9 protein-coding genes are annotated in these 11425 nt (G+C 73.2%); 3 read left to right on the top strand and 6 right to left on the bottom strand.

Going from position 1 to position 11425, the window contains the following annotated elements:
* Positions 1-148: 148 nt before the first annotated feature.
* From glpK to mmuM, 4 genes are all read right to left on the bottom strand, one after another.
* On the bottom strand, positions 149-1669 hold the full coding sequence (glpK, locus tag ABZW10_RS25295; protein ID WP_355369743.1) for a glycerol kinase GlpK: 1521 nt from the start codon (positions 1667-1669) through the stop codon (positions 149-151).
* Positions 1670-1761: 92 nt separating this feature from the next.
* Entirely contained in the window at positions 1762-2481 is a 720-nt protein-coding gene (locus ABZW10_RS25290; protein WP_355369741.1) for an MIP/aquaporin family protein, read from the bottom strand.
* A 326-nt stretch (positions 2482-2807) separates the two neighbouring features.
* A complete protein-coding gene (locus ABZW10_RS25285) occupies positions 2808-3572 on the bottom strand; it encodes an IclR family transcriptional regulator (protein ID WP_355369739.1) in 765 nt (254 codons plus the stop codon).
* Between the two features lie 142 nt (positions 3573-3714).
* Positions 3715-4725 carry a homocysteine S-methyltransferase gene (gene mmuM / locus ABZW10_RS25280; protein WP_355369737.1) on the bottom strand — a complete coding sequence of 337 codons (1011 nt, stop codon included), beginning with the start codon at positions 4723-4725 and terminating at the stop codon, positions 3715-3717.
* Positions 4726-4892: 167 nt separating this feature from the next.
* On the opposite strand from mmuM, the gene ABZW10_RS25275 reads away from it, so the two are divergent.
* The 3 genes from ABZW10_RS25275 to ABZW10_RS25265 all read left to right on the top strand — a co-directional run bounded on the left by ABZW10_RS25275 (position 4893) and on the right by ABZW10_RS25265 (position 8594).
* Positions 4893-5804 carry an NUDIX domain-containing protein gene (locus tag ABZW10_RS25275; RefSeq protein ID WP_355369735.1) on the top strand — a complete coding sequence of 304 codons (912 nt, stop codon included), beginning with the start codon at positions 4893-4895 and terminating at the stop codon, positions 5802-5804.
* Between the two features lie 66 nt (positions 5805-5870).
* Positions 5871-6419: an NUDIX domain-containing protein gene (locus ABZW10_RS25270; RefSeq protein ID WP_355369733.1), complete on the top strand. Its 549-nt coding sequence runs from the start codon at positions 5871-5873 to the stop codon at positions 6417-6419.
* A gap of 150 nt (positions 6420-6569) precedes the next feature.
* Positions 6570-8594 carry an acetoacetate--CoA ligase gene (locus ABZW10_RS25265; RefSeq protein WP_355369731.1) on the top strand — a complete coding sequence of 675 codons (2025 nt, stop codon included), beginning with the start codon at positions 6570-6572 and terminating at the stop codon, positions 8592-8594.
* A gap of 113 nt (positions 8595-8707) precedes the next feature.
* Here ABZW10_RS25265 and ptsP read toward each other — a convergent pair whose 3' ends face one another.
* The gene (ptsP, locus tag ABZW10_RS25260) at positions 8708-10378 is read right to left on the bottom strand and encodes a phosphoenolpyruvate--protein phosphotransferase (protein WP_355369729.1); all 1671 of its coding nucleotides are present in this window, start codon (positions 10376-10378) and stop codon (positions 8708-8710) included.
* A 105-nt stretch (positions 10379-10483) separates the two neighbouring features.
* Positions 10484-10933: a PTS glucose transporter subunit IIA gene (locus ABZW10_RS25255; RefSeq protein ID WP_355369727.1), complete on the bottom strand. Its 450-nt coding sequence runs from the start codon at positions 10931-10933 to the stop codon at positions 10484-10486.
* Between the last annotated feature and the right edge of the window lie 492 nt (positions 10934-11425).

The following is an 11425-nucleotide window of genomic DNA, read 5'->3' as shown; positions in this document are numbered from 1 at the left end:
GTGTGTGTACGGCGCGCGGGTCGGGCGGCGCCGCTACTCCTCTCGGTGTGCGTACGGCCCCTGCGGAGAGGCCGGTCGGCCCGGTGCGGCGGGCCGGTGTGAAACGGGAGCGGGCCGGCCGGGGCAGGCGCCCCGACCGGCGTCGCGATCAGTTGGTCTCTTCCTCCTCCACCCAGCCCATGGTGCGCTCGACGGCCTTGAGCCACTTCTTGTACTCGCGCTCCCGGGTGGCCTCGTCCATCCGCGGGGTCCACTCGGCGGCGCGGTGCCAGTTGGCCCGCAGGGTGTCGAGGTCGCTCCAGAAGCCGACCGCCAGGCCGGCCGCGTAGGCGGCGCCCAGTGCGGTGGTCTCGGCCACGTACGGGCGCTCGACCGGGGCGTCCAGGACGTCGGCGATGTTCTGCATGAGCAGGTTGTTGCTGGTCATGCCGCCGTCGACCTTGAGGGCGGTGAGCTCGACCCCGGAGTCCTTCTGCATGGCGTCGACGACCTCGCGGGTCTGCCAGGCGGTGGCCTCCAGGACGGCCCGGGCCAGGTGGCCCTTGGTGACGTACCGGGTCAGTCCGGCGATCACACCGCGGGCGTCGGAGCGCCAGTACGGGGCGAACAGGCCGGAGAAGGCCGGGACGAAGTAGGCGCCGCCGTTGTCCTCGACCGTGTTGGCCAGGGTCTCGATCTCGGCGGCGGTGGAGATGATGCCGAGCTGGTCGCGCAGCCACTGGACGAGGGAGCCGGTGACGGCGATCGAGCCCTCCAGGGCGTAGACCGGCTTCTGGTCGCCGATCCGGTAGCCGACCGTGGTCAGCAGGCCGTGGTAGGAGTTGACGACCTTCTCGCCGGTGTTGAGCAGCAGGAAGGTGCCGGTGCCGTAGGTGGACTTGGCCTCGCCCTCGTCGAAGCAGGTCTGGCCGAACAGCGCGGCCTGCTGGTCGCCGAGCGCGGAGGCGACCGGCACGCCCGCCAGGTCGCCGACGGCCTCGCCGTACACCTCGGCGGAGGAGCGGATCTCCGGCAGGACGGCCATCGGCACGCCCATCGACTCGGCGATCTTCTCGTCCCACTGCAGGGTGTGCAGGTTCATCAGCATGGTGCGGCTGGCGTTGGTGACGTCCGTGACGTGCTTGCCGCCGTCGACACCGCCGGTGAGGTTCCAGATGACCCAGGTGTCCATGGTGCCGAAGAGGATGTCGCCGGCCTCGGCGCGCTCGCGCAGGCCCTCGACGTTGTCCAGCAGCCAGCGGATCTTGGGGCCGGCGAAGTAGCTGGCCAGCGGGAGGCCGGTCTCGCGGCGGAAGCGGTCCTGGCCGACGTTGCGGCCCAGCTCGCGGCAGAGCGCCTCGGTGCGGGTGTCCTGCCACACCAGCGCGTTGTGCACCGGCTCGCCGGTCTTCCGGTCCCACAGGACGGTGGTCTCGCGCTGGTTGGTGATGCCGATGGCGCGGATGTCGTCCCTGGTCAGGCCGGCCTTCTCCAGCGCGCCGCGGACGACCGACTGCACCCGGGTCCAGATCTCGGTGGCGTCGTGCTCGACGTAGCCGGGCTGGGGGAAGATCTGCCGGTGCTCCTGCTGGTCGACGGAGACGATCCGGCCGTCGGCGCCGAAGATGATGCAGCGGCTGGAGGTGGTGCCCTGGTCGATCGCGGCGATGTAGTTGCCCGTGGGGGTCATGAGGGTCCTCGGCTCGGGTCTCTGGGGGTTTGCGGGGTGGGTGGGCCTGACTCCGTGGTCAGTCCCCGTGCGCGGCGGGTTCGAACCCGGCCTCAGAACATGGCGTTGTACAGGCCGCCGGCCAGCAGGCCGCCGATGATCGGGCCGACCACCGGGACCCAGGCGTAGGACCAGTCGGAGCCGCCCTTGTTCGGGATCGGCAGCAGGGAGTGCGCGATGCGCGGGCCGAGGTCGCGGGCCGGGTTGATCGCGTAGCCGGTCGGGCCGCCCAGCGAGAGGCCGATGCCGACCACGGTGAAGGCGACCATCAGCGTGCCCGTGCCGGACTGCGAGAGCCCGTTGTTGGTGCCGATGGTGAGGATCGCGAAGCAGAGCACGAAGGTGCCGATGACCTCGGTGAGGACGTTCTGGACCGGGTTCCGGACCTCGGGCCCGGTCGAGAAGATGCCGAGCGTCGGCTCCTGGTTGGCCTGGAACTGGCCGAGGTAGGTGGCCCAGACGAGCACGGCGCCGATGATCGCGCCGAGCAGCTGGGAGCCGAGGTAGAGCGGCACCTGGCTCCACTCACCGCTCTTCACGGCGAGCGCGATGGTGACGGCCGGGTTGAGGTGGGCGCCGGACTTCGGAGCGGACATGTAGGCGGCGATCAGGACCGCGAAGCCCCAGCCGAAGGTGATCGCCAGCCAGCCGGCGTTGAGGGCCTTCGACTTCTTGAGGGTCACGGCGGCGCAGACGCCGCCGCCGAGGAGTATCAGCGCGGCGGTGCCGAGGGTTTCGCCGACAAAAACGTCGCCGTTGGAGAACGCGGACACAAAGACTCCCTTGTCCATATGGCCCGGAGATGAGGGTGGGGGCAGGGGCCGGGCGGACCGTCGGGCGGGTGAGCGCTCTGTGGGTGCGATTCGCTCGGCCATCGTTCGACAATGTCGACCGTCATGCGGAAGCTTCCTCCCCGGGCCGCCCTCTCGTCAAGGCCGGGTTACGCAGCTGTGACCCTTGGCTCGTCGCGCTGCCTCGCGCTACCGGATGGACTATCGGAATTTTGGACAAAACGGTAAGGCGCGGGCGGGCATTTCGCCCGTCCGCGCCTCTGCGTGAACGTTTCGCCGGGGTTCCGGCAGGCTCCGCGGCCGGCTGCTCAGAACCGCCCGGCGCCCAGGTCCCGGGAGATCGCACGGGCCGCGCTGCGCACCGACGCGACCAGCGAGGGCTTCACGAAGCCGTCCTCGCAGACCCGCTCGACCGCGCCGCTGATGCAGACCGCGCCCACCGGGTTGCGCCGCCGGTCCTGGATCAGCGCGCCGATCGAGGCCACGCCCTCCCAGGTCTCCTCCACCGAGTCCGCCCAGCCGCGCTCGCGGATCAGCGCCGCCTCGGCGTCCACGTCCGCCGACTCGGTCAGCGTCCGCGCGGTGTACGGCTCGAACGGGCCGTCGCCCAGTTCGCCGCGCGCCACCGGGTCGTAGGCCAGCAGCACCTTGCCCAGCGCGGTGGAGTGCAGCGGCTGCATCGAGCCGACCTCCAGCACCTGCCGGGTGTCGTCCGGCCGGAACACGTGGTGCACGATCAGCACCCCGCGCTGGTGCAGCACCCCCAGGTAGACGGTCTCGCCGGCCGCCCGGGCCAGGTCGTCGGCCCACACCAGGGCCCGCGCCCGCAGCTCGTGGACGTCCAGGTAGCTCTGCCCGAGCCGCAGCAGCTCGGCGCCCAGCTGGTACTTGCCGCTCTCCGGGTCCTGCTCGACGAACCCCTCCTGCTGGAGGGTGCGCAGGATGCCGTGCGCGGTGCCCTTGGCCAGGCCCAGTGCCGTCGCGACCTCCGACAGGCCCAGGCGGCGCTCGCCGCCGGCCAGCAGGCGCATGATCGCGGCGGCCCGGGAGAGCGACTGGATCGGGCCGGGCATGGGAACCTCCGCACTGACGGGGCGGTCGACATTGTCGACCGCAGTGGTGACGGCACGAGTCTGCCAGGCCGTCCCCGGTCCGTGCACCTTCCCCCTCGGTAACCCCGCCCGGGGCGGCCCCTGCGCCCCCGGTGGTGGGGGATCAGTCCGGCCGTCCGGCGGCCCGGGTCGGCGCGGCCCGCGTCGTCACCTCCGCGGCCACCTCCGCGGCCACCGCCGTCGCCACCTCCGCGGCCACCGCCCGGATCCCCGGCGGCCCGACCCGGCAGCAGCCGCCCACCAGCCGGGCCCCGTCCGCCAGCCACCCGGCCACCCGGTCCGCCGAGAAGGTCGGCTCGCCGCACCACGCCCCGTTCGCCGTGTCCCAGCCCTCGCCGCTGTTCGGATAGACCACCACCGGCTTGCCGGACACCCGCGCCGCCAGGCCCACCGCCCGGTCCGCGTCCTCGGGCGTGCAGCAGTTCACCCCCACCGCCACCACCTCGTCCACCTCCGCGGCCAGCGCGAACGCCTCCGCCAGCGGCTGCCCGGCCCGGGTCAGCCCGCCCGCCGCGCCGAACGACAGCCAGGCCGGCACCCCCAGCCCGCGCACCGCCCGCAGCAGCACCCGCGCCTCCTCGACGTCCGGCACCGTCTCCAGCGCCAGCACGTCCGGGCCGGCCGCCGCCAGCACCTCCAGCCGGGGCCGGTGGAAGGCCTCCAGCTCGGCCGCCGTCAGCCCGTACCGGCCCCGGTACTCCGACCCGTCCGCCAGCACCGCCCCGTACGGTCCGACCGACGCCGCCACCCACCGGCGCGGCCCAGGCAGCCCGCGCGCCGCCTCCCGCGCCAGCTCCACGCTGCGCGCCAGCAGCCGGGCCGCCCCGGCGCGGCCGATCCCGCGCCGGGCGAAGCCGGCGAAGCTCGCCTGGTAGCTCGCGGTGATCGCGACCCGCGCGCCCGCCGCGAAGTACGCCCGGTGCGCCGCCCGGACCGCCTCCGGCGCGTCCGCCAGCAGCCGCGCCGACCACAGCGCGCCCGTCAGGTCGTACCCGCCCGCCGCCAGCTGCTCGGAGAGCCCGCCGTCCAGTACCAGCGGCCCGGCCGCCAACGCGGCGGCGAAGCCCGGTGCGGCGGGTGCGCCGGGGGCGTCCGGTGCGTCCGGTGCGTCCATCGGGGCCTCCTCGGGCGAACGTCCTGCTCACAGCCTAGGAGCCGGTGCGCGGGGGAGTGCGGGGGAGTGGCCGGAAAATGATTTGCCGCGGAGTCAACGGGTCGCTACGTTGTGCTCAATCCGAGAAGGACGCCCGACCGGCCGCACCGGGTGAGAGGAGCGCGCACATGGACACCACCGAGCAGGAATGGCTCGCCGCCTACGATCCGCGCGCCTACGCCCCGGTCGCCGTCACGGTCGACGTGGTCGCCCTCACCCTGCGCCACGGCCGCCTGCACGTCCTGCTCGTCGAGCGCGCCCTCCCGCCCTACCAGGGCCGCTGGGCGCTGCCCGGCGGCTTCCTGCGGGCCGGCGAGGAGAGCCTCGAGGAGGCCGCCGCCCGCGAGTTCGCCGAGGAGACCGGCCTGCACGGCACCGTCGGCGCCGAGGCCGGCCTCAGCCGCATCCACCTCGAACAGCTCGGCAGCTACGGCACCCCCGAGCGCGACCCGCGGATGCACGTGGTCTCCGTCGCCTACCTCGCCTTCGCCCCGGACCTGCCCGACCCGCGGGCCGGCACCGACGCGGCGCACGCCGCCTGGCACCCCGTCACCGCCCTCGACCTCCGGCCCCCGGGCCGGTCCGAGACCGCCTGTGCGCCCGCCGACACCCACGGGGGTGGCGTCGGCGGGCGCACCGGCCCCACCGAGCCCGCGGCGCCGTCCGAGCCGACCGAACCGGCGGACCTCACCCCGATCGAGCTCGCCTTCGACCACGCCCGGATACTCGCCGACGGCCTCGACCGCGCCCGCGCCAAGATCGAGTACAGCCCGCTGGCCACCGCCTTCCTCCACCACGACTTCACCATCCCCGAGCTGCGGGCCGTCTACGAGGCCGTCTGGGACGAGAAGCTCCACCCCGGCAACTTCCACCGCAAGGTGCTCTCCGTCCCCGGCTTCGTCGAGGGCACCGGCACCACCACCGACCGCGGCGGCGCCCGCGGAGGCCCCCGCGCCCGCACCTACCACGCCGGCGACGCCCGCCTGCTCCACCCCGCCCTGCTCCGCCCCACCCGCAGCGACCCCGACCCCAGTCCCTGACCGCAGTCCCTGACCGCGATCGCCGACCGCGACCCCTGCCCCACCCAGCCGCACTACCATCCGGCCATGACGACTTACGAGGCCGGCACGGTGCGCCACCAAGCCAACTCCCACTGCCACTTCTGCGGCACCCCCTACCCGCCCGGCACCTCCGCCTGGCCCCGGACGTGCCCCCGCTGCACCGAGATCAGCTACCGCAACCCGCTGCCCGTCGTCGTCACCCTCCTCCCGGTCACCACCGCCGACACCGCCCCGAGCCTGGTGGTGATCCGCCGCACCATCGAACCCGGCTACGGCGAACTCGCCCTCCCCGGCGGCTACATCGACTACGGCGAGAGCTGGCAGCAGGCCTGCGTGCGCGAACTGCGCGAGGAGACCGGCATCCTCGCCGAGGCCGCGGACATCACCCTGGTCGCCACCGACTCCGACACCCACGGCGGCTTCCTCTGCCTCTTCGGCCTGCTCCCCGCCCGCCCGCTCACCCTCCTCCCGCCCTCCGTCCCCACCGACGAGACCGACGGCTGGCAGCTCGCCACCCCCGAGACCCCGCTCGCCTTCCCCTTCCACACCCGTGTCTCCCGCTCCTGGTTCAACGGCGAGTTCGCCCGTCTCTGACCAGGCGCCCGGGCCGCTTCCGAGCACCGGGAAGACCCTGGCGCACCGGCCGATCACATGGCAGGGTCTGCTCCAACAGCCCCCAACCGGACGCGGGCCCTGCCACAAGCACCCCCGTCCGCCCTCATCACCGGCCGGGAGACCACCACCGTGAGCACCCCACCCCAGGACCAGCCGCTCTGGCGCCCCAACCCCGCTCGTGCCGCCGGCACCGGGATCGTGGCCTTCCAGGCCTGGGCCGCCGAGCACCACGGCGCCCCGGCCGCGCCGCTCGCACCCGCCGCCGACGACGAGCAGGCCGCCGCCCGCTACGCCGCCCTGCACGCCTGGTCGGTCGAGGACCTCGACCGCTTCTGGACCGCCGTCACCCAGTGGTACGACGTCCGCTTCACCGAGGCACCCGACGCCGTCCTCGCCGACCCCGCGATGCCCGGCGCCCGCTGGTTCCCCGGCGCCCGCCTCAACTACGCCGAACACGCCCTGCGCGCCGGCGAGGACGCCGCCAAGGCCGACCGCCCCGCGATCCTCCACCTCGACGAGACCACCGACGAGCCCGTCGTCCTCACCTGGGCCGAGCTCCGCCGCCAGGTCGGCTCCCTCGCCGCCGCCCTCCGGGCACGCGGCGTGCGCCCCGGCGACCGGGTCGGCGCCTACCTGCCCAACATCCCGCAGGCCGCCGTCGCCCTCCTCGCCACCGCCGCCGTCGGCGCCGTCTGGACCAGCTGCGCCCCCGACTTCGGAGCCCGCAGCGTCCTCGACCGCCTCCAGCAGATCGAGCCCGTCGTCCTCTTCGCCGTCGACGGTTACCACTACGGCGGCAAGGACCACGACCGCACCGGGGTGGTCGCCGAACTCCGCCGCGAACTCCCCTCGCTGCGCACCGTCGTGCACGTCCCCCTGCTCGGCGGCCCCGCCCCCGAGGGAGCGCTGACCTGGGACGACCTGGTCGCCGACCACACCGAGCCGGTGTTCGAGCCGGTCCCCTTCGACCACCCGCTCTGGGTCCTCTACTCCTCCGGCACCACCGGCCTGCCCAAGGCCATCGTGCAGAGCCAGGGCGGCATCCTCGTCGAGCACCTCAAGCAGGCCGGCCTCCACCTCGACCTCGGCCCCGACGACCGCTTCCTCTGGTACACCTCCACCGGCTGGATGATGTGGAACTTCCTCATCGCCGGCCTCCTCGTCGGATCCACGATCGTCACCTACGACGGCAGCCCCGGCCATCCCGTCACCGGCGCCCTCTGGTCCGTCGCCGCCCGCACCGGCGCCACCGTCCTCGGCACCTCCGCCGCCTACGTCATCGCCAGCCGCAAGGCCGACCTGCACCCCGGCCGCGACCTCGACCTCTCCGCCGTCCGCTGCATCGGCACCACCGGCTCCCCGCTGCCGCCCGACGGCTTCCGCTGGATCTACGACGAGGTGAAGGAGGACGTCTGGCTCGCCTCCGTCAGCGGCGGCACCGACGTCTGCTCCTGCTTCGTCGGCGGCGTCCCCACCCTCCCCGTCCACCTCGGCGAGATCCAGGCCCCCTGCCTCGGCGCCGCCGTGGAGTCCTGGGACGTCAACGGCCGGCCGCTCACCGACGAGGTCGGCGAACTCGTCGTCACCAAGCCCATCCCCTCGATGCCCACCGGCTTCTGGAACGACCCCGAGGGAACGCGCTACCACGACAGCTACTTCGACATGTACCCCGGAGTCTGGCGCCACGGCGACTGGATCACCGTCACCTCCCGCGGCACCGTCGTCATCCACGGCCGCTCCGACTCCACCCTCAACCGCCAGGGCGTCCGGATGGGCTCCTCGGACATCTACGAGGTCGTCGAGCGTCTCCCCGAGATCGCCGAGTCCCTCGTCATCGGCCTCGAGGAGCCCGACGGCGGCTACTGGATGCCGCTGTTCGTCGTCCTCACCCCCGGCGCCGAACTCGACGACGACCTCATCGGCCGCATCCGCACTTCGCTGCGCACCGAACTCTCCCCGCGCCACGTGCCGGACGAGGTCATCGCCGTCCGCGGCCTGCCGCACACCCTGACCGGCAAGCGCATCGAGGTCCCGGTGAAGCGCCTGCTCTCCGGCACCCCGCTCGACCAGGCCGTCAACCCCGGCTCCGTCGACAACCTCGACCACCTGCGCTGGTTCGAGCAGCTGCGCCGCGACCGCGCCGCCGCCAAGTAGCCGCCGCCACACCGGAGGGACACACCGGAGGGGCCCTTCCACAGCCACAGTGGAAGGGCCCCTCGGGATGTTCTCCGTCTACTCCGTCTTCCCCGACGGCGGGTGTCAGGCGGTCACTCGCCCGACAGCACCTGCTGCGCCGCGGCCCGCGCCTCCTCGGCGCTGTCCGCCGCCCGCGCCGCCTCGGCGGCCCGGCGGCACTGCGCCAGTGTGTACTTGGCCAGCGCGGTCCGCACATAGGGGATCGACGCCGCGCCCATCGACAGGCTGGTGACACCGAGACCGGTCAGCACCACGGCCAGCAGCGGGTCCGCGGCGGCCTCGCCGCAGACGCCGCAGCTCTTTCCCTCGGCCTGCGCGGCCTCGGCGGCGGCCGAGATCAGGTCGAGCAGCGCCGGCTGCCACGGGTCCTGGAGCCGGGCCAGCGCACCGACCTGCCGGTCGGCGGCGAAGGTGTACTGGGCGAGGTCGTTGGTGCCCAGGGACAGGAACTCGACCTCCTGGAGGATCGAGCGCGCCCGCAGCGCGGCCGAGGGGATCTCCACCATCGCGCCGAACTTGGCGCTCAGCCCCGCCTCGCGACACGCCGCGGCGAACTCCTTGGCGTCCTTGCGGTCGGCCACCATCGGGGCCATCACCTCAAGGTGCACCGGCAGGCCCTCGGCGGCCTTCGCCAGCGCCCGCAGCTGGGTCCGCAGCACGTCCGGGTGCTCCAGCAGGGTGCGCAGACCGCGCACGCCCAGCGCCGGGTTGGGCTCGTCGGCAGGGGTCAGGAAGTCCAGCGGCTTGTCCGCACCCGCGTCGAGAACCCGGACGACGACCCGGTTCTCCGGGAACGCCTCCAGTACCTTGCGGTACGCCTCGACCTGCTTCTCCTCGCTCGGCGCCTTCGCCGAGTCGTCCAGGAAGAGGAACTCGGTGCGGAACAGCCCGACACCCTCGGCGCCCGCCTCCAGGGCGGACGGCAGGTCGGCCGGACCGCCGATGTTGGCCAGCAGCGGCACCTTGTGCCCGTCGGAGGTCGAACCCGGGCCCGAGGAGGCGGCGAGCGCGGCCTTGCGCTCGGCGGCGACCCGGCGCAGCTCCTCCGTCTTCTCCTCGCTCGGCTCGACCAGCACGTCACCGGAGCTGCCGTCCACGGCGACGACCGTGCCCTCGGCGACCTCGGTCGCCCCCGGCAGCGCGACCACGGCCGGCACGCCCATGGCCCGCGCCAGGATGGCGCTGTGGCTGGTCGGCCCGCCTTCCTCGGTCACGAAGCCGAGCACCAGCGTCGGGTCCAGCAGCGCGGTGTCGGCCGGCGCGAGGTCCCGGGCGAACAGCACGTACGGCTCGTCGCTGTCCGGCACACCCGGCATCGGCACACCCAGCAGCCGGGCGACGATGCGGTTGCGGACATCGTCCAGGTCGGCCACCCGGCCCGCCAGGTACTCCCCGGCGGAGGCGAGCAGCGCCCGGTAGGCGGCGAACGCGTCGTAGACGCCGCGCTCGGCGCTGCTGCCGACGGCGATCCGGCGGGAGACGTCGGCCATCAGCTCCGGGTCCTGCGCCATCAGCGCCTGGGCCTCCAGCACGGCCTGGGCCTCGCCACCGGCCAGGTTGCCGCGGGCGATCAGGTCCGCGGCCACCGCCTCGACGGCCGCCTGGGCGCGGGCCTGCTCACGCGGAGCGTCCTCGGTCGGGATCTGGGTGGCCGGGGGCTCCAGCACCGCCGTCCCCATGTGCCGCACCTGGCCGATCGCGACCCCGTGGCTGACACCCACGCCGCGCAGCGTCTTCTCCATGCCTGCTCTCCGTAGACGAAGCGGCCCCGCCGGGTACCGCTGTGTGCCGGGCCGCCCCGACCGGAGCGGTGGGGCGGATGTGTCGGGTAAAGAAGAGGGGAGAGGTCAGCTCCAGCTGAACAGGGCGTCGCCGACGGCGACCTCCCCGCTCTCCAGAACCTCGCCCAGCGCGTCGGCCGAGGCCTCCAGGGCGACGATCGGGGAGATCGGCGACTTGCCGGCGGCCTCGACGGCGGCCGGGTCCCACTTGATGACGGCCTGGCCGCGGGTGACGGTGTCGCCCTTGCTGACGAGCAGTTCGAAGCCCTCGCCGTTCAGCTGAACGGTGTCGATGCCGAGGTGGGTCAGGACGCCGTGCCCGTCCGCGTCGACGACGACGAACGCGTGCGGGTGCATGGACACGACCACGCCGTCGACCGGAGCAACGGCCTCGGTCTGCTCACGCACGGGGTCGATCGCGGTGCCCGGGCCGACCATCGCACCCGAGAAGACGGGGTCCGGCACGCCGGCGAGCCCGACGACCTTGCCGGTCAGCGGCGACGTCACAGTGGTCATGGTTGAGCCTCCCAAGTGCGCAGTACAGACGAGCGGCCGCGAACGCGGCTGGGCGATCGACTGAAGCCTAAATCATGTCAACTTCGGACATCCGTTGACATTCCCGGGCGTTCGGCAGTGCCGCCGCCCTCCCCGGCCGGCCATCTTGCCGACCACTACTGGTCTAGTCCTCTTGGCCGATGCGCCGCACTCTACAGGCATCTTGGCGAATCGGGACCATTGCTGTATATGCTCGCGAGAGCAACAAATCACGCGTCCGGCCGGGTGACGCCCGGCGTGGGTCGATTCGCGCTCCGGCCGGGGACCCGCTATGGTTGGTCGAGTCGCCGCGAGTCGGCGGTTAACATCAGATTTCGGATGCGAAAAGCGCCGGTTAAGAACCGGAAAACGGATCTGGTAAGCTCGAAACACGAAAGAACGAAGCGCCCGGAGGGCCCGCTGGAAGGCGGCTCGAAGGAAGCGTCCGTTCCTTGAGAACTCAACAGCGTGCCA

Source organism: Kitasatospora sp. NPDC004723 (assembly GCF_040609255.1).
Taxonomy (GTDB): domain Bacteria; phylum Actinomycetota; class Actinomycetes; order Streptomycetales; family Streptomycetaceae; genus Kitasatospora.
This window is presented reverse-complemented; position numbering and strand designations above follow the sequence as displayed.

Excerpts from the sequence above, each read along its gene's own strand:
- glpK (WP_355369743.1), bottom strand. The coding sequence starts at position 1,669 with ATGACCCCCACGGGCAACTACATCGCCGCGATCGACCAGGGCACCACC.
- ABZW10_RS25285 (WP_355369739.1), bottom strand. The coding sequence starts at position 3,572 with ATGCCCGGCCCGATCCAGTCGCTCTCCCGGGCCGCCGCGATCATGCGC.
- mmuM (WP_355369737.1), bottom strand. The coding sequence starts at position 4,725 with ATGGACGCACCGGACGCACCGGACGCCCCCGGCGCACCCGCCGCACCG.
- ABZW10_RS25275 (WP_355369735.1), top strand. The coding sequence starts at position 4,893 with ATGGACACCACCGAGCAGGAATGGCTCGCCGCCTACGATCCGCGCGCC.
- ABZW10_RS25270 (WP_355369733.1), top strand. The coding sequence starts at position 5,871 with ATGACGACTTACGAGGCCGGCACGGTGCGCCACCAAGCCAACTCCCAC.
- ptsP (WP_355369729.1), bottom strand. The coding sequence starts at position 10,378 with ATGGAGAAGACGCTGCGCGGCGTGGGTGTCAGCCACGGGGTCGCGATC.
- ABZW10_RS25255 (WP_355369727.1), bottom strand. The coding sequence starts at position 10,933 with ATGACCACTGTGACGTCGCCGCTGACCGGCAAGGTCGTCGGGCTCGCC.